16 protein-coding genes are annotated in these 21,892 nt (G+C 73.8%); 7 read left to right on the top strand and 9 right to left on the bottom strand.

Features of this window, described 5'->3' with window-relative positions:
• Positions 1-146: 146 nt before the first annotated feature.
• Positions 147-1,976 carry a glycoside hydrolase family 35 protein gene (locus tag OO62_RS22945; RefSeq protein ID WP_033269426.1) on the top strand — a complete coding sequence of 610 codons (1,830 nt, stop codon included), beginning with the start codon at positions 147-149 and terminating at the stop codon, positions 1,974-1,976.
• A gap of 156 nt (positions 1,977-2,132) precedes the next feature.
• Here OO62_RS22945 and OO62_RS22935 read toward each other — a convergent pair whose 3' ends face one another.
• The 3 genes from OO62_RS22935 to OO62_RS22925 form a co-directional block, all read right to left on the bottom strand.
• Entirely contained in the window at positions 2,133-5,219 is a 3,087-nt protein-coding gene (locus tag OO62_RS22935; RefSeq protein WP_033269424.1) for an endo-alpha-N-acetylgalactosaminidase family protein, read from the bottom strand.
• 120 nt (positions 5,220-5,339) lie between these two features.
• Positions 5,340-5,519: a hypothetical protein gene (locus OO62_RS22930; protein ID WP_033269423.1), complete on the bottom strand. Its 180-nt coding sequence runs from the start codon at positions 5,517-5,519 to the stop codon at positions 5,340-5,342.
• A 196-nt stretch (positions 5,520-5,715) separates the two neighbouring features.
• The gene (locus OO62_RS22925) at positions 5,716-6,525 is read right to left on the bottom strand and encodes a S1 family peptidase (protein WP_033269422.1); all 810 of its coding nucleotides are present in this window, start codon (positions 6,523-6,525) and stop codon (positions 5,716-5,718) included.
• A 263-nt stretch (positions 6,526-6,788) separates the two neighbouring features.
• Here OO62_RS22925 and OO62_RS22920 point away from each other — a divergent pair, with 263 nt between their 5' ends.
• Positions 6,789-7,685 carry an RING finger protein gene (locus OO62_RS22920; protein WP_033269421.1) on the top strand — a complete coding sequence of 299 codons (897 nt, stop codon included), beginning with the start codon at positions 6,789-6,791 and terminating at the stop codon, positions 7,683-7,685.
• 7 nt (positions 7,686-7,692) lie between these two features.
• Here OO62_RS22920 and OO62_RS22915 read toward each other — a convergent pair whose 3' ends face one another.
• Entirely contained in the window at positions 7,693-9,003 is a 1,311-nt protein-coding gene (locus OO62_RS22915) for an alpha/beta hydrolase (protein WP_033269420.1), read from the bottom strand.
• Positions 9,004-9,088: 85 nt separating this feature from the next.
• On the opposite strand from OO62_RS22915, the gene OO62_RS22910 reads away from it, so the two are divergent.
• Positions 9,089-10,090 (top strand): ArsR/SmtB family transcription factor, encoded by a 1,002-nt coding sequence (locus OO62_RS22910; RefSeq protein WP_033269419.1) that lies wholly within the window; start codon positions 9,089-9,091, stop codon positions 10,088-10,090.
• Here OO62_RS22910 and OO62_RS22905 read toward each other — a convergent pair.
• Positions 10,062-10,757 (bottom strand): alpha/beta fold hydrolase, encoded by a 696-nt coding sequence (locus OO62_RS22905; protein WP_033269418.1) that lies wholly within the window; start codon positions 10,755-10,757, stop codon positions 10,062-10,064. The genes OO62_RS22910 and OO62_RS22905 overlap by 29 nt on opposite strands.
• A 164-nt stretch (positions 10,758-10,921) precedes the next feature.
• On the opposite strand from OO62_RS22905, the gene OO62_RS22900 reads away from it, so the two are divergent.
• On the top strand, positions 10,922-11,968 hold the full coding sequence (locus tag OO62_RS22900; RefSeq protein WP_033269417.1) for a LacI family DNA-binding transcriptional regulator: 1,047 nt from the start codon (positions 10,922-10,924) through the stop codon (positions 11,966-11,968).
• Between the two features lie 33 nt (positions 11,969-12,001).
• On the opposite strand, the gene OO62_RS22895 is transcribed toward OO62_RS22900, so the two are convergent.
• The gene (locus tag OO62_RS22895) at positions 12,002-12,736 is read right to left on the bottom strand and encodes an MBL fold metallo-hydrolase (RefSeq protein WP_033269416.1); all 735 of its coding nucleotides are present in this window, start codon (positions 12,734-12,736) and stop codon (positions 12,002-12,004) included.
• A gap of 160 nt (positions 12,737-12,896) precedes the next feature.
• Here OO62_RS22895 and OO62_RS22890 point away from each other — a divergent pair, with 160 nt between their 5' ends.
• Complete coding sequence (locus tag OO62_RS22890) at positions 12,897-13,385, top strand: hypothetical protein (RefSeq protein ID WP_033269415.1); 489 nt, start codon at positions 12,897-12,899, stop codon at positions 13,383-13,385.
• Between the two features lie 75 nt (positions 13,386-13,460).
• Positions 13,461-13,940: a PPOX class F420-dependent oxidoreductase gene (locus OO62_RS22885; protein ID WP_033269414.1), complete on the top strand. Its 480-nt coding sequence runs from the start codon at positions 13,461-13,463 to the stop codon at positions 13,938-13,940.
• Between the two features lie 119 nt (positions 13,941-14,059).
• Here the strand turns inward: OO62_RS22885 and OO62_RS22880 are convergent, their stop codons facing one another.
• On the bottom strand, positions 14,060-14,821 hold the full coding sequence (locus OO62_RS22880; protein ID WP_033269443.1) for a winged helix-turn-helix domain-containing protein: 762 nt from the start codon (positions 14,819-14,821) through the stop codon (positions 14,060-14,062).
• Positions 14,822-14,888: 67 nt separating this feature from the next.
• Here OO62_RS22880 and OO62_RS22875 point away from each other — a divergent pair, with 67 nt between their 5' ends.
• Positions 14,889-15,461: a hypothetical protein gene (locus OO62_RS22875; protein ID WP_033269413.1), complete on the top strand. Its 573-nt coding sequence runs from the start codon at positions 14,889-14,891 to the stop codon at positions 15,459-15,461.
• Between the two features lie 259 nt (positions 15,462-15,720).
• Here OO62_RS22875 and OO62_RS22870 read toward each other — a convergent pair whose 3' ends face one another.
• Together OO62_RS22870 and gltB are read right to left on the bottom strand one after the other, a co-directional pair.
• Entirely contained in the window at positions 15,721-17,181 is a 1,461-nt protein-coding gene (locus OO62_RS22870; RefSeq protein ID WP_033269412.1) for a glutamate synthase subunit beta, read from the bottom strand.
• Positions 17,174-21,775 carry a glutamate synthase large subunit gene (gene gltB, locus OO62_RS22865; protein WP_051733529.1) on the bottom strand — a complete coding sequence of 1,534 codons (4,602 nt, stop codon included), beginning with the start codon at positions 21,773-21,775 and terminating at the stop codon, positions 17,174-17,176. Before gltB ends, OO62_RS22870 begins: the two co-directional genes overlap by 8 nt.
• Between the last annotated feature and the right edge of the window lie 117 nt (positions 21,776-21,892).

Below are 21,892 nucleotides of genomic sequence, written 5' to 3'. Positions count from 1 at the left end.
CCCGTCCTCCGTACCTCTTCCGTTCCGCTTCGTCCAAACAACGCCGATCTTTGTCCATGGACCGTCACACCGCCAGAGGGCGAGGGTGACCGGTGACCGTGGGCGCCGGCCGGCGGCCCGGGGGCCAGGACTCAGGGGGCGGTGACGTGGCGGGATTCGCGGTGGGCGAGCGGGACTTCACGCTGGACGGACGGCCGGTGCGGCTGCTGTCCGGGGCGTTGCACTACTTCCGGGTGCACGAGGCGCAGTGGGGCCACCGGCTCGCGATGCTCCGGGCGATGGGCCTGAACTGTGTGGAGACGTACGTGCCGTGGAACCTCCACGAGCCGCGGCCCGGCGTGTTCCGGGACCCGGAGGCGCTGGGCCGGTTCCTGGACGCGGCGGGCGCCGCGGGGCTGTGGGCGATCGTCCGGCCGGGGCCGTACATCTGCGCGGAGTGGGAGAACGGCGGGCTGCCGGACTGGCTGACCGGGCCGCTGGGCCGGCGCGTGCGCACCCGGGACGCGGCGTATCTGGCGGCGGTGGACGCGTGGTTCGCGCGGCTGCTGCCGCAGGTGGTGGCGCGCCAGTGCACCGCGGCGTCCGCGCCGCGCGGGCCGGGCGCCGGGCCGGTGCTCATGGTGCAGGTGGAGAACGAGTACGGCTCGTACGGCAGCGATGCCCGCTACCTGGCGCACCTCGTGGAGCGGCTGCGGGCGCTGGGCGTGCGGGTGCCGCTGTTCACCTCGGACGGTCCCGAGGACCACATGCTCACCGGCGGCTCGGTGCCCGGGGTGCCGGCGACCGTCAACTTCGGCGCGGGGGCCCGGGAGGCGTTCGCGGCGCTGCGCCGCCATCAGCCGCGCGGGCCGCTGATGTGCGCGGAGTTCTGGTGCGGGTGGTTCACGCACTGGGGCGCGGCACCGGAGCCGCGGACGGCCGGGGACGCGGCGGCGGAGCTGCGGGAGATCCTGGAGTGCGGGGCGTCGGTCAACGTCTACATGGCGCACGGCGGTTCGAACTTCGGCGGCTGGGCGGGCGCGAACCGGGCGGGCGAGCTGCACGACGGGGAGCTGCGGGCGACCGTCACCTCCTACGACTACGGGGCGCCGGTCGACGAACGGGGCCGGCCGACGGAGAAGTTCCGGCGGTTCCGGGAGGTGCTCGCCGGGTACGCGGACGGGCCGCTGCCCGAGCCGCCCGCGCCGCTGCCGGTGCTCGCCGCCCCGGTGCGGGCGGTGCTCGCGGAGTGGGCGCCGGCCGGCGCGGTGATGGACGCGCTGGGCGGCGCGGAGACCGAGGGCGGTGCCCCGGCGACATTCGAGGAGCTGGGCGTGGACCGCGGCCTGGTGCGCTACCGGGTGGCGGTGCCGGGGCCGCGGGGCCGGTATCCGCTGCGGGTGCGGGGGCTGCGGGACCGGGCGGTGGTGTTCGTCGACGGGGAGCGGCGGGGCGTGGTGGACGGTGCGGACGCGGACCTCGGTGAGGTGGCGGGGCCGGCGTCGGTGGAGCTGTGGGTGGGGTCGCTGGGGCGGGTCAACTACGGGCCGCGGCTGGGCGAGTCCAAGGGCCTCACCGGCGGCTTGCTGCACGAGCGGCAGTACCTGCACGGCGTGCGGTCGCGGGGCCTGCGGCTGGACGCGCTGGAGGAGGCCGGGGCGCCGGCCAGGGTCGCGTTCCGCCCGGTGGCGGAGGCGGGCGGGGCCGCGGGCCTGTACCGGGGGACGCTGACGGTGACCGGGCGGCCGGGCGACGCGGACCTCGCGCTGCCGGGCTGGGCGCACGGCTTCGCGTGGCTCAACGGGTTCTGTCTGGGCCGCTACCGGTCCGTCGGCCCGCAGCACACCCTGTACGTGCCGGGGCCGGTACTGCGGGAGGGCGACAACGAGTTGCTGCTGTGGGAGTGGGAGGGCGCCCCGGCCCCGGTGGGGGAAGGAACGGGGGCGGGGGCGCCCGGTCTGTATCCCTGCGCGGAGGTGCGCGCAGAGGCGCCGTGACGGCAGCCGGCGACGGCACGGACGGGGCCGAGGGGCGATGGGCCGGGGGCGGTGGGCCGTGGGCCCGGGGCCCGGGGTCCGGGTCCCCGTCCGGGACCGTGGGGGCGCGCCGACCCCGCCCCCACGGCCCGTTCCGGGACGCCCGCGGGCCCGGCCCTAGTCCCGCACCTCGCGCACCTCGAAGCCGTCCAGGACGCATTCCGCGGTCCCGTCCTCCCCCACCTTGCGCAGCCCCACCCACGCCTCGCCCCGGTCGGGAGCGGTGAACTCGTAGGTGTGGGTGGCCGGCTGGGTCGCGACCGGCAGCGGGGTGCGGCTCAGCTCGCGGGGTGCGGGCTCGTCGACGGCGGTGACCCAGGCGTACTGGCCGGCCGTCTCGTTCTCGTAGCGGACGGTGACCCGGTAGCGGCGGCCCGGCGTGAAGCGGACGGTGTGCGGGACGGTGCGGTACACCAGCCCGGTGTTCTCGCCGCGTGACTTGAGCGACTGGCCGCCGTCGATGACGTCGTCGATGGCCTTGCCGTTCCAGCCGCGCCGGGTGAACGGGGCGTGCCGCTGGGCAAGGTGGGTGCGGGGGTCGGTGCTGCCGCCCGCGTCGCCCTTGACGAAGACGCCCCAGCCCTGCGGGACGTGCTCGAAGTCCTCGTACGCCAGGGTGCCCGGCTTCCCGGTGGGCGCGGCGGCAACGACCCGGACGTTGTCGAACCGGACCCGGGCCGCTCCCGCGGCCGCGGTGAGGGTGAGGGTGACCGGGCCGCCGCCCCCGGGGACGGTGAAGCGGGTGAACAGCCGCTGGAAGCGGGTGCCGGACTTGCGGTCGGCGGCGACGTAGTTGCCGGCGGTCGAGGTGTCGGTCCAGTTGGCGGCGGTGACGCCGTCGGCGGTACGGACCTCCAGGCCGGCCCGCCGCCGCTCGCCGGCCGTCCGGCCGACCTCGATCTGCACCGACGCGGCGTAGTGGCCGGGGGCGAGCCGGCCGAGGCGCTGGGCGACGGTGGCCGCCCCGCCCGCGCCGATGACCAGCTCGTGGTCGCCCCGTTCGGAGCGTTCGACGGAGGCGGGGCCGATGGTCTGCCAGGCGTCGAGGGTCCCGGAGTGGAAGCCGGGGTCGCGCAGCGGGGTGCCCTCGCCCCAGCGGGGGTCGCGCCGGGCGGGGGCCCGGTCCCGGTGGACGACGTACGCCACGCCGGGTTCGGCGGTGAGGGTGACCCGGCCGCCGCTGACCGGGAGGCGTTCCTCCTGGGTGCGGCCCTGGTCGGTGAGCCGGTAGGCGTACACCGCGCGGGCCGCCGACCAGCCCCGCGGGAGGTCCCAACGGGTCGTCCCGCCCCGCGGGTTGTAGTGGTAGAGCTTGCCGGGGTCGGTGGCCCGGCGGGGTTCCCAGGGGAGCAGATAGGTGCCGTCGTCGTAGACGAGGCGGCCGTCGGTGGTGATCCGGCGGGTGCCGCCGGCGTCGCTGACCGAGGTCCGGGTGGGGCCCTCGAAGGTGATCTCGTGCGCGCCCCAGGTCTTGATCGGGTACGCCTGGAGGTACTTGGCGGGCAGCGCGTCGGTCCAGATGATCGCGTAGAACGCGTTCCAGTCCGTTTTGCCGACCCAGCCCTCGAAGTTGCCCATCCGGCCGCTGCCCAGCAGCGTGGGCCACTTGTTCGCGAAGACGTCCTTGTGGTGGTTGCGCAGGAAGCGGATCAGCCGGGAGTTGATGCCGCGGGAGGTGTCCGGGCCGTAGTCGGTCTCGTTCGCCCAGTGCGACCACAGCGAGGAGCGCTCCAGGCCGTGCCCCCATTCGCTGGTGACCTGCCAGCCCTGGTCGCGCAGATGGCGCTGGAGGCGGTCGGAGTTCCAGCCGGACTCGCGGAAGACGTCGAGGTAGAGGGTGGTCAGGGCGGGGTCGGTCTCCCTGCGCAGCTGTGCGAAGCGGGCGGCGATGTCGCCGGAGACCAGGTCGCGGCGGGCGTCGATGCGGTACGACTGGTCGAGCCAGTCCCACTGCTTGTCCGTCTTGTCGACGAGCGTCTCGGAGAAGGCGTGCGCGACGGGATAGGACTCGGTGGCGTTGACGTGCACCGCGAAGTCGCTGTGCCACATCTTCCCGGCGCGCAGCAGGGTGTTGAGGTCGGCGAGGCCGCCGGCCCGCTCGTTGTAGTTGCCGCCGTAGTCGGGGTGGGCGGAGTCGTGCCCTTCGGACTGGTAGCCCTTGAGGAGGGTGAACTGCCGCAGCCCGTCGGTGGCCAGCGCGATCCGCTTGACGTTGTCGAGGGTGGCCAGGAACGGGTTGGTGGCCTGGCTGGCGAAGTTGAACGGGATGTGCGGGACGACCCGCAGATGCTGTTCGTCGGCGCCCAGCGGCATCACCATGATGTCGCGCAGCGCGATGGCACCGTCCTGCCAGTCGGCGGTGCCGTCGCCGTTGCGGTCGCGGGTGACGATGACGGTGGCGTACGGCAGCGGTTCGGTGGCGTCCCACGGCTGCCCGGCCGCCCGGTGCGTCCACTGGCCCGGGACCAGCTGCGCCTTGACGAAGCCGTCGCCCCGCACGGTCTGCCGCCACAGCCGGCCGTTCTCCCAGGTGGTGGCGCCGGACGGCTTGTCGTAGACGGTGTTGGTCTCGATGCCGGCGGCGAGTTCGCCGGTGGCGACGACGGCGTAGGCGCAGCCGGTGGGCGCGGCCTCGACGGGGGTGGCGTCGGTGACCTGGACGAAGGTGTCGCCGCTCTTGGCCTTGTCCAGTTCGATCCGGGCGGCGAGCAGGGCCGCGCCGGGCGGGCCGCTGCGCACGCCGAGCAGGGCGAGGCCGGGGATCTCCAGGGTGCCGACGCGCAGCGCCGGGGTGTCGGTGAGGGCGGTGACCCGCCAGGTGGTGGTCCACCCCTGGACGGCGATCTCCACCTCGAGGGTGGTGCCGCCGTCGAAGCGGAGGACGTAGCGGGCCCGGTCGGCGCGGACGTGGTGGCTGACGTCGGGGGTGTGCGGGACGTCGTCGATCAGGACGCGGGTGACGGGGGTGTCCTGGCCGTACAGGACGGCGCCGGTGCCGCGGTCGGTGTAGGACACGATGCGCGGGAAGGCGGTGTCGACGCGGACCTCCAGCGCATCGGAGCGCAGCACCGCCTCGCCGGCGCGGTGGGCGGCCGCGGCGGGGTGCGCGCCGAGCGGGAGGGCGCCGGCGACCGGGGCGAGCGCGGTGGCGGTGACGACCTTTCTGCGGCTGGGCCCGCGCGGGGCACCTGTCTGTTCGTTCACGCGCGCTGTCCTCCCCTTCGGCCTGCACTGGCTGTCGGCGGACAGCGTGCTGCCGGGGCGGGGCACCGGCCTATGGACAAAGGGGGTGGAGGTGTTGGACAGATGTGGGCGGCCGGGCCGTCAGGAGGCCAGGACCCGGGACGGCGCGGGTTCGGCGGCCTTTTCGACGGGGCCGTGGTGGCCGCCGAGGAGGACGTAGGTGAGGGCCGCGGCGGAGGCGGCGAGGAGCAGCGCGGCGACGACCGTCGTGCGGTGGTCGCGGTCGCGCGCCCGGGGCCGGGTGCGGGGCTCGGTGGACATGCCGTTCACGCTACGCAGCGGCGGGCCGCGGGCCCAGGGGCCGTACGGTCATCGCCGGCGGCACAAGGCCCGGGCGCGGGGGTGAGCTTGGTCCCCGGCGGGGGCGGACCAACGTCCGGGGCGCGCGGGACGGAGGTCCGGGACCAAAGGCCCGGGGGTGGTGCCCCCGGGCCCCGCGCCCGCGTGGGTGGTGCGGTCAGCCGCCCAGTTCGCCGGCGGCCTTCTTGATGTTCGCGGCGAAGGTGCTCACCTCGCTGTAGACACCGGGCTTCCCGGGCCGTGCGCAGCCCTCGCCCCAGGAGACGATGCCGACCTGAAGCCACTGGCCCGCGTCGTCCTTGCGGAACATCGGGCCGCCGGAGTCGCCCTGGCAGGTGTCGACGCCGCCGGTGTCCACCTTGCCGGCGCAGATCTCGTCGCCGGGTGTCAGCTGGTCGCCGTACGCCTTCTGGCAGGCGGCGTCGTCGACGAACGGCACGGTCGCCTTGAGCAGGTAGCGCTGCTGGTCGCCGCCTTCCTTGTCGGCGCCCCAGCCGGCGATGGTGAAGTCGCCGTTGTTCAGCTTGGTGTCCTCGGCGATCTTCAGCGTCGGCTGGTCCAGCGGCTTGGCGAGCTTGATCAGCGCCCAGTCCTTGCCCTTGCCGTTGTAGCCGGGGGCCTGCAGGACCTGGGTGGAGTTCACCTTGACGGCGGCGGAGTCCTGGAGGTCGACCACGCCGGCGGTGGCGGTGATGGAGGTGTTGGGGCCGCTGCCGTCGACGCAGTGCGCCGCGGTGAGCACGATGTCCTTGGTGTAGAGGGCGCCGCCGCAGCCCATCGACAGCCGCACCATGAAGGGGAATTCACCCTGGTCGGCCTTGCTGCCGCCGACGACCTTGGTGTGGACGGAGCCGGAGGGGGCCGGGGCGGGGGCGGCGCCGGCGGAGCCGGACTGGAGGCTGAAGGCGGCCAGGGCGATCGCGCCGGCGGCGGTGGTTCTCTTGAGAAGCTTCCGGTAGCTGCGCAACGGGCTTCCTTTCGTGGGGGGTTGCCTTGCTGACGAGCCCATGCCAACACCGGAGCCGGACGTGGCCGCCGCAGAGTGTGTGGAGGGCGGGCAGCACGCCGTGAGGCGTCCGGACCCAGTGGGGGATGAGTCCGTGAAGCGCCCTTGGATTATGTGGAGCGGGCAATCGGCGTGACAAGGGTGCGCATCCGGCCAACTCCCTTTCCACCCCTGCCCGGTACGGCTCATACCGGACGATCCCGGACACCCGTACAGTGAGCCGGGTGACCACGGGCACAAGCGGTATCGAGCACGGCTTCCCCCATGTCGACACGGTGCGTGCGGCCGTCCACGCGCTGTTCAAACGCCTGTCGTACGACACGGTGAGCACCTTCGCCACGAGCGTGCTGCCCGCCGACGTCGCCTTCGACGACACCGAGGACCTGTACCTGGGCGCGCAGCGGGTCGCCCGCGCCCTGGTCCGGCAGCTGCATCTGCCGGACGCGCGGATGGTGGTCGGCTTCCGCGAGATGGAGCACGCCGCCAACGTCGAACTCACCGCGGGTCCCGAGTACTTCATCGAGCTCAACGACCGCTTCAAGAAGCACCGCAAGGACATCGGCGCCGCGCTGGCGCACGAGGTGATGCACGTCTACCTGCACCGCCTGGACCTGTCGTTCCCCGGCACCCGGGACAACGAGATCCTCACCGACACCGCCACCACGTACCTGGGCGCGGGCTGGCTGCTGCTCGACGCCTACCGCGAGCACGGCCCGTTCTCGCAGAAGCTCGGCTATCTGACGCCGGAGGAGTTCGGCTACGTCCTCGCCAAGCGGGCCGCGTTCTTCGGCGAGGACCCGGCGCCGTGGTTCACCAGCCCGCAGGCGTACGACGCGTACACGGCGGGTGCCGCGCGGGCCCGCCAGGAAGCCCGCCGGCCGCCGCTGGCCGGGGCCGGCTGGGCCGCCCGACTGCGCTACGCCAAGGACCGGCGGGCGGCGCAGGACCCGCGGCGGGCCGGCCGGGTGGCGGGCCCGGACGACGGCTACGTCTTCGAGGACGCGCCGCTGCGGGTGTCGTTCACCTGCCCGGCCTGCCACCAGCGGATCCGGGTCCCGGTCCGCGGACACCTCCAGGCGCGCTGCGGACTGTGCAAGACGCTGCTGGACTGCGACACCTGACGCACCGTCACCCGTTCCGGGACAGCTGCCGGGCGAAGAACGCCCGCAGGTGGTGCCGCACCTCGGGTACCGCTCGCGCCGGGCCGACCGGGCCGGTCAGCGCGTTCCGGTCGGCGGCCGTCATCAGGCCGGCGGCCTGCAGCGCGGGCGCCAGGGCGGCGTAGTCGGTGAACACCCAGTGCGCGGCGCGGTCGATCTGCCGCCGAAGGGTCCGCCCACGGGGATGGGCGAGCATCGCCGACCAGGAACGCTCCAGCTCCCTGCGCCCCCGCGCGCCGATGAACTCCGCGGAGCCCAGCAGGAGCAGCGGCCGGTCCGTGCCGTACCGGGCGACGGGGTACAGCTCCCCCGCCCGGCCGGGACCGGGCCGCTCCGGCGGATGGTCCAGATAGCCCTCCAGGTTGGCCGCGGCGGCGAACCGCCGGTCCTCGTACAGCGCCTCGGCGACCGCGGTGCCGCCGGCGGAGTGGCCGTAGAGGCCCACCCGCCGCAGGTCCAGCGCCCGGCCGAGGTGCTCCGGCAGGGCGCGGCCGGCCGCGTCGGGGCTGCCCCCGGCCGCGAAGCCCGCCAACTGGTCCCGCACGAAGCGGAGGTCGGCGATCCGGGTGTCGATCAGGGTGCGGAACCGCGCCGGATCCCGCCGGGGATCGTCCCTGAGGACGGTGGTGCGCACGGGGTCGGCCCGGTACGGCGTGGTGCCGGGGAAATCGACCTCACCGGCGTCGCCGGGGTGATCGACGCTCACCACCACATGGCCGTGGCTGGCGAGTTCCTCGGCGAGGCCGGTGCCGAGGGTGCGCGGATCGCCGCCCCCGGGGCTGTACAGCAGCACCGGCCGCCGTACGGGCTGCGCGGGCGCGCCGGGGTGGGCGTGGGTCAGGGTCGCCGCCCAGTCCACCCCGGCCGCCGGGAGGTGGTGCACGCGGACGTCGATGCCGGCGAACGCGGCCGCCGCACGCTCGGTCATCTGCGGGGCGACCGGCAGCCCGCGGACCTCGCGGGCCGGGTAGAAGACGGTCACCATCAGTTCCCGTACGGGAATGCCGGCGTCCCACGGGTCGCGCCGGGAGCGGTCGACGAGGTAGAGGGTGGTCACCCCGAGGGGGTGCGGGCCGGTCGGTGCGGGCAGCCGCAGGGTGAGGCCGGCCGCGGGCCGGGCCGGGCCCTGCGCGCGGTCGCGGGCGCGCGCCCGTGTCCGGCCCCGGGCGCGGGCGACGCCGGTGCCGCCGGTGAGCAGCAGCCCGCCGCCCAGGAGGGCCGACGCGGCGACGGTCCGCCGGTCCGTCCCTGCCGCGGTGTGCGTGAATGATGAGGACATGCCCGCATGCTGGCGTCCGGCGGCGGGCGCGGGCGAAGGTTGTGGCCCAGCCCGAAAGGCTGGCGCGGCGCCACGGAGGAGAGCAGTGATCCGGATCCACCTCACGGCCGCCGACCTCGCCCACATCCGCCTCGCGCCCCGGCCGGCCCCGCTCCAGGAGCTGAACACGGCCCTGTTGAGGATGTGCCGGCCCGACGGCGGGCTGCTCTTCGACCGCTGGCGACGGCGGCTGCTGCGGTCCCTGCCGGCCGCGGCCGATCCGCTGGCGGACCTGGTCCCCGCGGCGGCGGCCCCCGCGTTCCTCGACGTGTTCAGCGACAGCCTGACGGAGGGCCTGGAGTCCGTACGGGCCGCCCGGCCCGCCCTGGTGCGCGCCGAGTTGGAACGGGTGTACGCCGGCCACCCGGGCCCGGTCCCGCTCTGGGTCCAGGGTCTGCACCGCGGCGACGCCGCGTCCTGGCGGCTGCTGCGCCGCGCCCAGCGGGCGGCGTTCGACACCGCGCTCGGCCCCGTCTGGCCCCTCGTGCAGGACCTGCACCGGGAGGAGTTCACCCGCCATGCGCTGACGGTGGCCGAGCACGGCACCGGCGCCGCGCTCACCGCGCTCGTCCCCGGCAGCCGACTGCGGGACGGCGTCTGGGAGTTCGCGGCACCCGGGCGCGCCGACCTCCGGCCGGCCGGCCGCGGCCTGGTGCTCCACCCGACCTTCCACTGGGGTGGCCACCCCCTCGTCGCCGACCCGCCCGACGGCCCCCTCGTGCTGACCTACCCGGCCGGCCCGGGCCTGCCGCTCGCACCGGACGGAGCGGCCGGCCCGGACGACGCGCTGGCCGCCGTACTCGGCCGGACCCGCTTCACGATCCTGCTGCTGCTCGCCGAGGAGCACACCACCAGCGGCCTCGCCCGGCGGCTCGGCGTCGGCAACGCCACCGCCTCCGCGCACACCGCCGCACTGCGCGGCGCGGGCCTGATCACCACCACCCGCGCCGGGCGGGCGGTGCTCCACCGGCGCACCGCGCTGGGCGGCCTGCTGCTGCGGCGGCCCGGCGGAACGGGTGCTACACCCACCCCTCCAGCCCCGTCATGAAGCCGTCGAAGTCGTCGCGGTGGACGGTGTGGCCGGCGCCGGGCACCGTACGCACCTCGAAGCCGCGGGCGGCGAGTTCGGCGGCCGCCTCGTCGGTGAAGAGGAACCCCTCCCCCGCGATCTGCACCAGCGAGGGGACCACCGGCTTCTCGGGCGTACGGTCCCGCAGGTGCTCGGCGGACAGCGCCCGGGCGGTGCCGGTGTCCCACAGCGCGAGGGTGGCGAGTTCGATGTCGACGTCGGTGTCGTCCCAGCGCGGGTTGAAGCCCGCCACCATCGCCCGGTCCGCGGTCTTGAAGGGGACGAACACCGCCGGGTCGACGGGCTGGCCGACCCGGCCGAGCGACCACGCCGGATCGCTGTAGACCGCCCGCCGCGGCTGCAGCCGCTCCACGGCCAGGGAGAGCGCGAGGCCGCCCAGCGAGTGCCCGAGGACCACCTCGGGCCGGGCCGGCAGGGTCTCGACGAGGTCGTCGGCGAACAGCTCGGCGCCGTACTCGCCGCGCGGGCTGAGGCCGTGGCCGCGCAGGTCGACGGCGACCACGCGGTAGCCCCGCCCGGCGAGCGCCGGGCCGACCCGGTGCCAGGTGCGGTGGTCGGACATCATGCCGTGGACCAGCACCGCGATCCGCTCGCCGGTGCCCCATTCATGGGTGTGCAGCCGCATGCCCGTGCCCTCTCCCTGGTCGGTGTGCGCCGGCTTCCGCCGCTTCCCGGCCCGCCCTCCCGGCCCGGGACCGCGCGAGCGACGTTACACGTGTCAGTGGTAGCGGGGAACGTGCCGCGCCCCGGCCCGCCGGACAAAAACCCTGTGCGAGGATGCCCAGCAGCATGACTGACCCCGCCGGCCCACGGGCCACCCCAACGCCCCCGACCAGCGCGGCCGTTGCCCGGCGCGCCGGTGTCTCCCGCGCGACCGTCTCGTACGTCCTGAACGGGCAGGCCGCCGGGCGGGTCGGCGAGCGCGCGCAGGCGCGGGTGCGGGCCGCCGCCGAGGAGCTGGGGTACGTCCCGCACGCCGCGGCCCGCAGTCTGCGGGCCGGCCGCGGCAGCATCGTGCTGCTGGCCGCGCCCGCCGACACGGTGCCGGTCTTCGGCCCGCTCCTCACCCGCTTCCTGGCCGGTTTCCAGACCGCGCTGCACGCCCTCGGCTACACCGGTGTGCTGCACGGCGCGCCCGCCGCCTCCCCCCTGGCCGCCGCCCGCGCCTGGGCCGAGCTGCGGCCGGCCGCCGTGCTCACCCTGCACGGCCCGCCGCTGGACGAGCCCGCCGTCGCGCTGCTGCGCCGGGCCGGCACCGCGGCGGTGCTCACCCACGGCCCCGTGGCGCCGCCCGGCGCCCACACCCTCCTGCTCGACCAGCGCGAGGCCGGACTGCGGGCCGGTGCGCATCTGCTGGCCGGCGGGCGCCGCCGGATCGGTGTGGTGCTGCCCGCGGAGCCGGGGCTGGCGGCCTACGCCGAGCCCCGCCTCGCGGGCGTAAGGGCCGCGGCCGCCGCCCACCCGGACGCCGAGGTGCGCCCGCTCGACCTCGCCCTCACCGAGGAGTCCGCGGCGCGCCTCGCCGCCGCCTGGCCGCGGCTGAACCTGGACGCGGTGTTCGCGTACAACGACGAGTACGCGATGCTGCTGATGCGCGCGCTCCAGGACGCCGGCCACACCATCGGCGTCCGCTCCCCCGGCGAGGTCGCGGTGGTCGGCGCGGACGACCTGCTGCTGGGCCGGCTGCTGCGCCCCCGCCTGACCAGTGTCCGCGCGGAGATCACCCCGCCGGAGCGGATCGCCGGACTGGTCGACGAGCTGGTCCGAAGCCCCGGCACGCCGCCCGCCACGCACCGGCTGGGCACCTTCCGCGTCGCGGCGCGCGACTCCGGCTGAGCCGCCGCCCGCTCAGCGCCGGTCCGTCTCCGGTCAGAGCCAGTCCGTCTCCGGTGTCGCCGCGGCGAGGGCCTCCCGGGCCCGGCCGACGACCGGTCCGCCGTGCGGGACGCACACGGTCTCCACGTCGTCGAGCGCCGCGAGCCGCCGGAAGGACGCGACGGCCACCTCACGCGCGACGTTGAACGGCCCGAGGACCACCCGGTGCCCGGCGGGATCGGCGCCGATGATGTCCCCGGGGAACAGCAGCCGGCTGCCCGGCAGGTGCAGGGCGATGCCGCCCGGTGTGTGGCCGGGGACGTGCAGCACCCGGACGGGTTCCGGCCAGCCGTCGAGGGTGTCGCCCTCACGCAGCTCGACATCGACCTCGACGGGGCGCGGCGGCGGTCCCCCGGCGGCCGCGAAGTCCGCCGTGATCCGTTCGTGCAGCGGCCGTTCGGCGGGGGTGAGCACCGGCGGGGGCTCGGGGGCGGTACCGCGGATGTACGGCGCGTCCAGCGCGCCGGCCAGCACCCGGGCACCGGTGGCGGCGACCAGGTCGGCCGCGGAGCCCGTGTGGTCGGCGTGCGAGTGGGTGAGCACGATCTGCCGGAGCTGCCCGGACCGGCCGCCGATCCGGGCCAGCGCGTCGAGTACGGCGGGGGCGGAGCCCGGGACGCCGGTGTCGACCAGCGCGAAGCCGTCGTCGGGCAGCGCCACGATGTAGACGTGCCCGACGGGGAAGGCGAGTTGCCAGACGGTGGGGGTGATCCGGGTGAGGGTGTCCATGCCACGGACGCTAACGGGCCCCGGGCCGCGGCGGCCGGCTTTCCGCCGTGGGCGGAGCGCACGACGGCCCCTCGTGCAGGCCCGGGATACGGCCGGATCCCCCCTTGCGGAACCTCTCCCGCCTCCGGTGCGTCACAGAGCCGAACCAAGGAGGCATGTCATGCGAGGATCCCACCTCTCCCGCACCCGTACGCTCGCCGCCGTGCTGACGCTGGCGGTTTCCGGCGCCGTCGCGCTGACCGGCTGCGGCCAGAAGCAGCAGACCGTGGGCAGCGCCCCGCCGCCGAAGAAGCCGGACGCCTTCGAGCAGCGGGCGGACCAGATAGTGCGGGACTGGCCCAAGGTGTCGCCGGTCCACGGGCGGCAGCAGGCGCTGCTGCCGCTGGTCGGTGCCGACCGTCCGAAGGACACCGGCGTACGGGAGATCACCGTGACCGTCGGGCACAGTGCCTGCGACGTCCACTTCGGCGCGCGCAGCCACGAGTCCAAGGGCCTGGTGGTGGTGACCGGCTGGGGCAAGCGGAAGAGCTCCAAGGGGATGTGCACCGAGAACCTGGCCACCGACAAGGTGAAGGTCCAGCTCAAGGGCCCGCTGGCCGGCCGCAAGGTCGTGGACGCGGCCACCGGCAAGCAGCTGCTGAAGGGCTGACCGCCGGCGACGCGGCCGGGCCCGCCCGCCGGCGGACCGGGCCTGGAGCGCACTCCAGGCCCTACGCTCGGCCGCATGAGTCCTTCCATCGCCACCAACAACCGCGTCGAGCTGCTCGAGTTGCTGGAGTTCGTCCGCCCCCGTCACCGCGCGATCCTGCTCACCCGCCGCGGCGACGGCACTCCGCAGGCGTCGCCGCTGACCTGCGGGGTGGACGACTCCGGCCGGCTGGTGATGTCGACGTATCCGGAGCGCGCCAAGGTCCGTAACGCCCGCCGGGTCTCGTCGGTCAGCGTCCTCGTGCTGTCCGACGAGTGGAACGGCCCGTGGGTGCAGATCGACGGCGAGGCCGAGGTGATCGACGCCCCGGATTCCGTCGAGCCGCTGGTGGAGTACTACCGCAACATCGCCGGGGAGCACCCGGACTGGGACGAGTACCGGGAAGCCATGCGCAAGCAGGGCAAGTCACTGATCCGGGTGACGCCGGTCCGCTGGGGCCCGATCGCGACCGGCGGCTTCCCGGCCCGTCTCGTGGCGGACGACGCCGGCGCGTAGGACGGCACACGGTCCACCTCAACGAGTGGTGGGCACACGGCAGTTGACGCACACGATCCGCCCCGTGAGGGCCGGGCCGCCGGTGGGGCCGCGCCCCGTGCAGGACCGGCGCCCGGCCCTCACCCACGGGGGGCCGCGGGCGTGAAGGACGGGAACAGGGCCTCCTCGGGCAGGCCGAGGCAGTCCCGGAAGGCCGTCCGGCCCGCCGCGGTGACGCCGAGGATGCGGGTGGTGGGGGACTTGACGATCCACGCGCGGTCCACGGCGTGGCGGTAGAGGGCGGCGCCGACCGCGCCGGAGAGGTGCTGGCGGCGCACCGTCCAGTCGAAGCAGGTGCGCACATGGGCGCGGTGGGCGGCCGAGGGGCCGGTGTCGGGGATGCCGAGGGCGGTCAGCCACTGGGCGCCGGCGGCGGTCAGCACCAGGCCGTAGTCCCGTGCCAGCAGGCCGCGTTCGGTCATCGCCTCGGCCAGGGCGACGCCGAGCGCGCCGGCGATGTGGTCGTAGCACGTACGGGCGTGGTGCAGGGCTCTGCGCTGGTTGGCCTCGGCCAGGGAGCGGATCGGGACCGGGCGGTAGGGGGCCAGCCCGGCGAGGTTCTCCAGCGTCTCGGCGGTGTCCGGGCCGGCCAGTCGTACGTAGCGGCGGCGGCCCCGACGCTCCTCGGCGAGCAGGCCGCCGGAGACCAGGAGGTTGAGGTGTTCGGTGGTCGTGGAGGGCGCCACCGAGGCGTATTCGGCGAGTTCACCGGCGGTCCAGGTGCCGCCGTCGAGCAGGGCCATGCAGATGGCGGCGCGGGTGCGGTCCGCGAGCAGCGCCGCGAGGGCGGCGAGGTCGGGAGTCTCCGCGAGGCTTTCCTGATCGGCGTCCCATCGGTTCATGTACACAGAGTAACCTCTGATAACATTTCGGTGAGCACCGAATCATCCGACTTCTATCCTCAACGGCATGAAAAGCGCGCTGGAGAAGAGCAGTTCGGTCACCCCGGCGCTGCTGTCGACGGAGAACGACGACGGAACATTCGTCCTGGTCGAGCTGCGGATCCGGTGGGAGCTCGGCCCGGTCGTCAGCCTCTGGCTGCCGGCCCGCGGGCGCACCGCCAAGAATCTCGCGGTACGCCCGGACGTGGTGTTCAATCTGCCGCCGGACGCAACGGGGACCGAGGAAGCAACGGGCGTCACGGCGCCCTCGACGGACGCACCGTGGACGGAGCCGTCCGAACTGGTACGGCCGCCCCGACTGGTGCACTGCCCGGTGCAGTTGGAGGCGCGCCGGGTCGGTGAGCGCACGGTGACGGACGGGGCATGGACACAGATCGAGGCACAGGTGCTGCGGGTGCACGCCGACCCGCGGTGGGTGCTGCCGCTGAGCGACCGCCGGATCGACCTGGGGGCGTGGCACCCACCGGTGCACGACTTCCGGCCGCCGGCCACTCCCCCGGCACAGGCCGTACCGGCGCCCGCACGGGAGCTGGCACGGCAGTTGGGGCGCCGCTACCCCGCCGAACGCAGCGGCTCGTAGGGGGCGGGCGAACAGATCCCGTAGGGGACGCAAGACCCCCCTGCGGGGCCACAACGGGGCGGGGGCGAAGGGTTATTCCCGGGGCGCTCCCGAAGGGAGTGGGGTGTTCCACGGGAAGGACCCGGGCGTTCCCGAAAAGACCCGCGGCGCCTGCCCTCCGGTCGGGGGGAGGGGACAGGCGCCGCGGACGGGGGCCGGGCCGAGGGCCCGGTTCCCGTGCCTCCGTACGACGTTGTACGGGACAATCAGGGACGGATGCTCACACGGTCAGTGCGCGGTCCGTCGGCTTGATGGGAGCCGGCAGGGCGCTGACTCCGGTCAGGAAACGGTCCACACCGCGGGCGGCGGAGCGGCCCTCGGCGATGGCCCACACGATCAACGACTGGCCGCGACCGGCGTCACCGGCGACGTACACACCGGGGACGTTGGTGGCGAAGTCACTGTCACGGGCGACGTTGCCGCGCGCGTCCAGCTCCAGGCCGAACTGCTCGACCAGACCGTTCTGCTGGTCGGTGCCGGTGAAGCCCATCGCGAGGGTGACCAGCTGGGCGGGGAGCTTCCGCTCGGTGCCGGGCTTCGGCTCCGGCTTGCCGTCCTTGAACTCCACCTCGGTCAGGTGCAGCCACTGGACGTTGCCGTCCTCGTCGCCCTCGAAGTGGGTGGTCGAGACGGAGTAGAGCCGCTCGCCGCCCTCCTCGTGCGCGGAGGTCACCTTGTACAGCATCGGGAACGTGGGCCAGGGCTGGTTGGGGTTCCGCTCCTCGCCCGGCTTGCCCATGATCTCCAGCTGGGTGACGGAGGCCGCACCCTGGCGGTGGGCGGTGCCGACGCAGTCCGCGCCGGTGTCGCCGCCACCGATGACGACGACGTGCTTGCCCTCGGCGGTGATCGGGGCGACGGTCAGGTCGCCTTCCTGCACCTTGTTGGCGAGCGGCAGGTACTCCATCGCGAAGTGGATGCCGTTCAGCTCGCGGCCCGGGACGGGCAGGTCGCGGGAGGTGGTGGCACCGGCGGCGATGACGACGGCGTCGTAGCGCTTGCGCAGCTTCTTGGCGTCGATGTCGCGGCCGATCTCCACCTCCGTACGGAACTTGGTGCCCTCCGCGCGCATCTGCTCGATGCGGCGGTTGATGTGGCGCTTCTCCATCTTGAACTCGGGGATGCCGTAGCGGAGGAGCCCGCCGATACGGTCCGCGCGCTCGTAGACGGCGACGGTGTGGCCGGCCCGGGTCAGCTGCTGGGCGGCGGCCAGACCGGCCGGGCCGGAGCCGATGACGGCGACGGTCTTCCCGGAGAGGCGCTCGGGCGGCTGCGGGGTGACGTCCCCGTTGTCCCACGCCTTGTCGATGATGGAGACCTCGACGTTCTTGATGGTCACCGGCGGCTGGTTGATGCCCAGCACGCAGGCGGCCTCACAGGGCGCGGGGCACAGCCGGCCGGTGAACTCCGGGAAGTTGTTGGTCGCGTGCAGCCGCTCGCTGGCCTCGGTCCAGTCCTCGCGGTAGGCGTAGTCGTTCCACTCGGGGATGAGGTTTCCCAGCGGACAGCCGTTGTGGCAGAACGGGATGCCGCAGTCCATGCAGCGCGACGCCTGCTTGCTGATGATCGGCAGCAGGGAGCCGGGCTGGTAGACCTCGTTCCAGTCCTTGACGCGCTCCTCGACGGGGCGGGTCTTGGCGATCTCGCGCTCGTGGGTAAGGAAGCCCTTGGGGTCAGCCATTGGTCGCCGCCTCCATCATCTTCTCGTGGGTCTCGGACTCGGAGAGCCCGGCCAGCTCGGCGGCTTCCTTGGCGACGAGCACTGCCTGGTACGTGGGCGGGATGACCTTGCTGAACCGCGCGGCCGCGGCATCCCAGTCGGCGAGGAGCTTGGCGGCCACGGTGGAGCCGGTCTCCTCCTGGTGGCGACGCACCACGTCGTGCAGCCACTGCCTGTCGGCGTCGTCCAGCGCGTTGACCGCGCCGGTCATCTCCTTGTTGACGTTGGCCGGGTCCAGGTCGATGACGTAGGCGAAACCGCCGGACATGCCGGCCGCGAAGTTACGGCCGGTCTCACCGAGGACGACCGCGTTGCCACCGGTCATGTACTCGCAGCCGTGGTCGCCGACACCCTCGGAGACCACCGTGGCACCGGAGTTGCGGACGCAGAAGCGCTCGCCGACCCGGCCGCGCAGGAACAGCTCGCCGCCGGTGGCGCCGTAGGCGAGGGTGTTGCCCGCGATGGTGGAGTACTCCGCGAGGTGGTCGGCGCCGCGGTCCGGGCGGACCACGATCCGGCCGCCGGAGAGGCCCTTGCCGACGTAGTCGTTGGCGTCGCCCTCCAGCCGCAGCGTGACGCCGCGCGGCAGGAACGCGCCGAAGGACTGGCCGGCGGAACCGGTGAAGGTGATGTCGATGGTGTCGTCGGGCAGGCCCGCGCCACCGAACTTCTTCGTCACCTCGTGGCCCAGCATGGTGCCGACCGTGCGGTTGATGTTGCGGACCGCGACCTGCGCGCGGACCGGCTGTGCAGCCTCGGCGGTGTCGGCGGCCAGCGCGTCGGCGGCGAGCTTGATCAGCTCGTTGTCGAGCGCCTTCTCCAGACCGTGGTCCTGGGCGGTGATCCGGTGGCGGACCGCGCCCTCGGGCAGCTCGGGGACGTGCAGCAGCGGGGCCAGGTCCAGGCCCTGCGCCTTCCAGTGGTCCACGGCCTTGCCGGTGTCGAGCAGCTCGGCGTGGCCGACGGCCTCCTCCAGGGTGCGGAAGCCCAGCTCGGCGAGGAGTTCGCGGACCTCTTCGGCGATGAACTGGAAGAAGTTGACGATGTACTCGGCCTTGCCGCTGAAGCGCTCGCGCAGCGTCGGGTTCTGGGTGGCGATGCCGACCGGGCAGGTGTCCAGGTGGCAGACGCGCATCATGACGCAGCCGGAGACCACCAGCGGGGCGGTGGCGAAGCCGTACTCCTCGGCGCCCAGCAGGGCGGCGATGACGACGTCGCGGCCGGTCTTGAGCTGGCCGTCGGTCTGCACGACGATGCGGTCGCGCAGGCCGTTGAGCAGCAGCGTCTGCTGGGTCTCGGCCAGGCCCAGCTCCCAGGGGCCGCCGGCGTGCTTGAGCGAGGTGAGCGGGGACGCGCCGGTGCCGCCGTCGTGGCCGGAGATCAGGACCACGTCCGCGTGCGCCTTGGAGACGCCCGCGGCGACCGTGCCGACGCCGACCTCGGAGACCAGCTTCACGTGGATGCGGGCCGCCGGGTTGGCGTTCTTGAGGTCGTGGATCAGCTGAGCCAGGTCCTCGATGGAGTAGATGTCGTGGTGCGGCGGCGGGGAGATCAGGCCGACGCCCGGGGTGGAGTGCCGGGTCTTGGCGACCCAGGGGTAGACCTTGTGGCCGGGCAGCTGGCCGCCCTCGCCGGGCTTGGCGCCCTGCGCCATCTTGATCTGGATGTCGTCGGAGTTGACGAGGTACTCGCTGGTCACACCGAAGCGGCCGGAGGCGACCTGCTTGATGGACGAGCGGCGCGCCGGGTCGTAGAGCCGCTCCGGGTCCTCGCCGCCCTCACCGGTGTTGGACTTGCCGCCCAGCTGGTTCATGGCGATGGCGAGGGTCTCGTGCGCCTCCTTGGAGATGGAGCCGTACGACATCGCGCCGGTGGAGAAGCGCTTGACGATCTCCGACACGGGCTCGACCTCGTCGAGGGAGATCGGCTCGCGGTCGCTCTTGAAGCCGAACAGGCCGCGCAGCGTCATCAGCCGCTGGGACTGCTCGTTCACCCTTTCGGTGTACTGCTTGAAGATGTCGTAGCGGCGCGAGCGGGTGGAGTGCTGGAGCCGGAAGACGGTGTCCGGGTCGAAGAGGTGCGGTTCGCCCTCGCGGCGCCACTGGTACTCGCCGCCGATCTCCAGCGCGCGGTGCGTGGCGGCGATGCCGGACGCCGGGTACGCCTTGGCGTGCCGGGCGGCGACCTCCTTGGCGATGACGTCCAGGCCGGCGCCGCCGATCTTGGTGGCGGTGCCGTGGAAGTACTTGGCGACGAACTCCTCGTCCAGGCCGACGGCCTCGAAGACCTGCGCGCCGCGGTAGGAGGCGACGGTGGAGATGCCCATCTTGGACATGACCTTCAGGACGCCCTTGCCGAGCGCCTTGATGAGGTTCTTGATCGCGGTCTCGGTGTCGACGCCGGGCAGGAAGGTGCCGGCGCGGACGAGGTCCTCGACGGACTCCATGGCCAGGTACGGGTTGACCGCGGCCGCGCCGTAGCCGATGAGCAGCGCGATGTGGTGCACCTCGCGGACGTCGCCGGCCTCGACGAGCAGACCGACCTTGGTGCGCTCCTTGGTGCCGATGAGGTGGTGGTGGACCGCGGCGGTCAGCAGCAGCGACGGGATCGGCGCGTGCTCGGCGTCGGAGTGCCGGTCGGAGAGCACGATCAGCCGGGCGCCGTCGTCGATGGCGGCGTCGGCCTCGGCGCAGATCTCCTCGATGCGGGCGGCCAGCGACTCGCCGCCGCCGGAGACCCGGTAGAGGCCGGAGAGGGTGACGGCCTTCATGCCGGGCATGTCGCCGTCGGCGTTGATGTGGACGAGCTTGGCCAGCTCGTCGTTGTCGATGACCGGGAAGGGCAGGGTCACGCTGCGGCAGGCGGCCGCGGTGGGCTCCAGGAGGTTGCCCTGGGGGCCGAGCGAGGAGATCAGCGAGGTGACCAGTTCCTCGCGGATGGCGTCCAGCGGCGGGTTGGTGACCTGCGCGAAGAGCTGGGTGAAGTAGTCGAAGAGCAGCCGGGGGCGCTCGGAGAGCGCGGCGATCGGCGAGTCGGTGCCCATCGAGCCGATCGGTTCGGCGCCGGCCTTGGCCATCGGGGCGAGGATGACGCGGAGCTCTTCCTCGGTGTAGCCGAAGGTCTGCTGGCGGCGGGTGACCGAGGCGTGGGTGTGCACGATGTGCTCGCGCTCGGGCAGGTCGGCCAGTTCGATCAGGCCGGAGTCCAGCCACTCCTGGTAGGGCTGCTCGGCGGCGAGCTGCGCCTTGATCTCGTCGTCCTCGATGATGCGGCCCTCGGCGGTGTCCACGAGGAACATCCGGCCGGGCTGCAGGCGGCCCTTGCGGACGACCTTCGCGGGGTCGATGTCCAGGACGCCGACCTCGGAGGACAGCACGACCAGGCCGTCGTCGGTGACCCAGTAGCGGCCCGGGCGCAGACCGTTGCGGTCGAGGACCGCGCCGACCTGGGTGCCGTCGGTGAAGGTGACGCAGGCCGGGCCGTCCCAGGGCTCCATCAGGGTGGAGTGGTACTGGTAGAAGGCGCGCCGGGCCGGGTCCATGGCGGTGGAGTTCTCCCACGCCTCGGGGACCATCATCAGCACCGAGTGCGGCAGCGAGCGGCCGCCGAGGTGGAGCAGTTCCAGGACCTCGTCGAAGGAGGCGGAGTCGGAGGCGTCCGGGGTGCAGACGGGGAAGATCCGCGCGAGGTCCTGCTCGCCGAAGAGTTCGGAGGCGAGCTGGGACTCGCGGGCGCGCATCCAGTTGCGGTTGCCCTTGACCGTGTTGATCTCGCCGTTGTGCGCGACGAAGCGGTACGGGTGGGCCAGCGGCCAGCTCGGGAAGGTGTTGGTGGAGAACCGCGAGTGGACCAGCGCGATGGCGGTGGCGAAGCGGCGGTCGGACAGGTCCGGGAAGAAGGGCTCCAGCTGGCCGGTGGTCAGCATGCCCTTGTAGACGAGGGTCCGCGCGGACAGCGAGGGGAAGTAGACGCCCGCCTCGCGCTCGGCGCGCTTGCGCAGCGCGAACGCCTTGCGGTCCAGGGCCAGGCCGGTGTTCTCGCCGTCGCCGACGAACAGCTGGGAGAAGGCCGGCATGGTGGCGCGGGCGCCGTTGCCGAGGAGCTGGGGGGCGACCGGGACGACGCGCCAGCCGAGGACGTCCAGGCCCTCTTCGGCGGCGATCGTCTCGATGGCCGAGACGGCGGCGGCCGCTTCCTGGGCCTCGGACGGCAGGAAGGCGATGCCGACGGCGTACCCGCCGGCCTCGGGGAGCTCGAAGGTCACGTTCTCACGCAGGAACGCGTCCGGCACCTGGAGCAGGATGCCGGCGCCGTCGCCCGAGTCGGGCTCGGAGCCGGTGGCACCGCGGTGCTCCAGGTTGGTCAGGACGGTGAGGGCCTGCTCGACCAGTGCGTGGCTGGCCTCGCCGGTGAGGGTGGCCACGAAGCCGACGCCGCAGGCGTCGTGCTCGTTGCGCGGGTCGTACATCCCCTGCTGGGCGGGGCGCCCGTCCATGGGCGACCAGGCGGCGGTGGCGCCGTCGGTGGTCGCGGAGTGCGTGGACGCGAAGCGCATCGGCTCTCCCATACGTCGTCGTGGCATAGGCATTGCCGAGGGACGACGTTGGCCCTCCGCGAAATTTCGTGCAGGTTACAGGATGGCTCCCTTCTCGAAAAGCGAAAAGGGGCTTCC

Origin of the sequence: Streptomyces lydicus, assembly GCF_000717345.1 — a bacterium.
In the GTDB taxonomy this organism is placed as follows: Bacteria; Actinomycetota; Actinomycetes; order Streptomycetales; family Streptomycetaceae; genus Streptomyces; species Streptomyces lydicus.
Note: the sequence above shows the minus strand (reverse complement) of the source record. Positions and strands in the feature narration are given on the sequence as shown.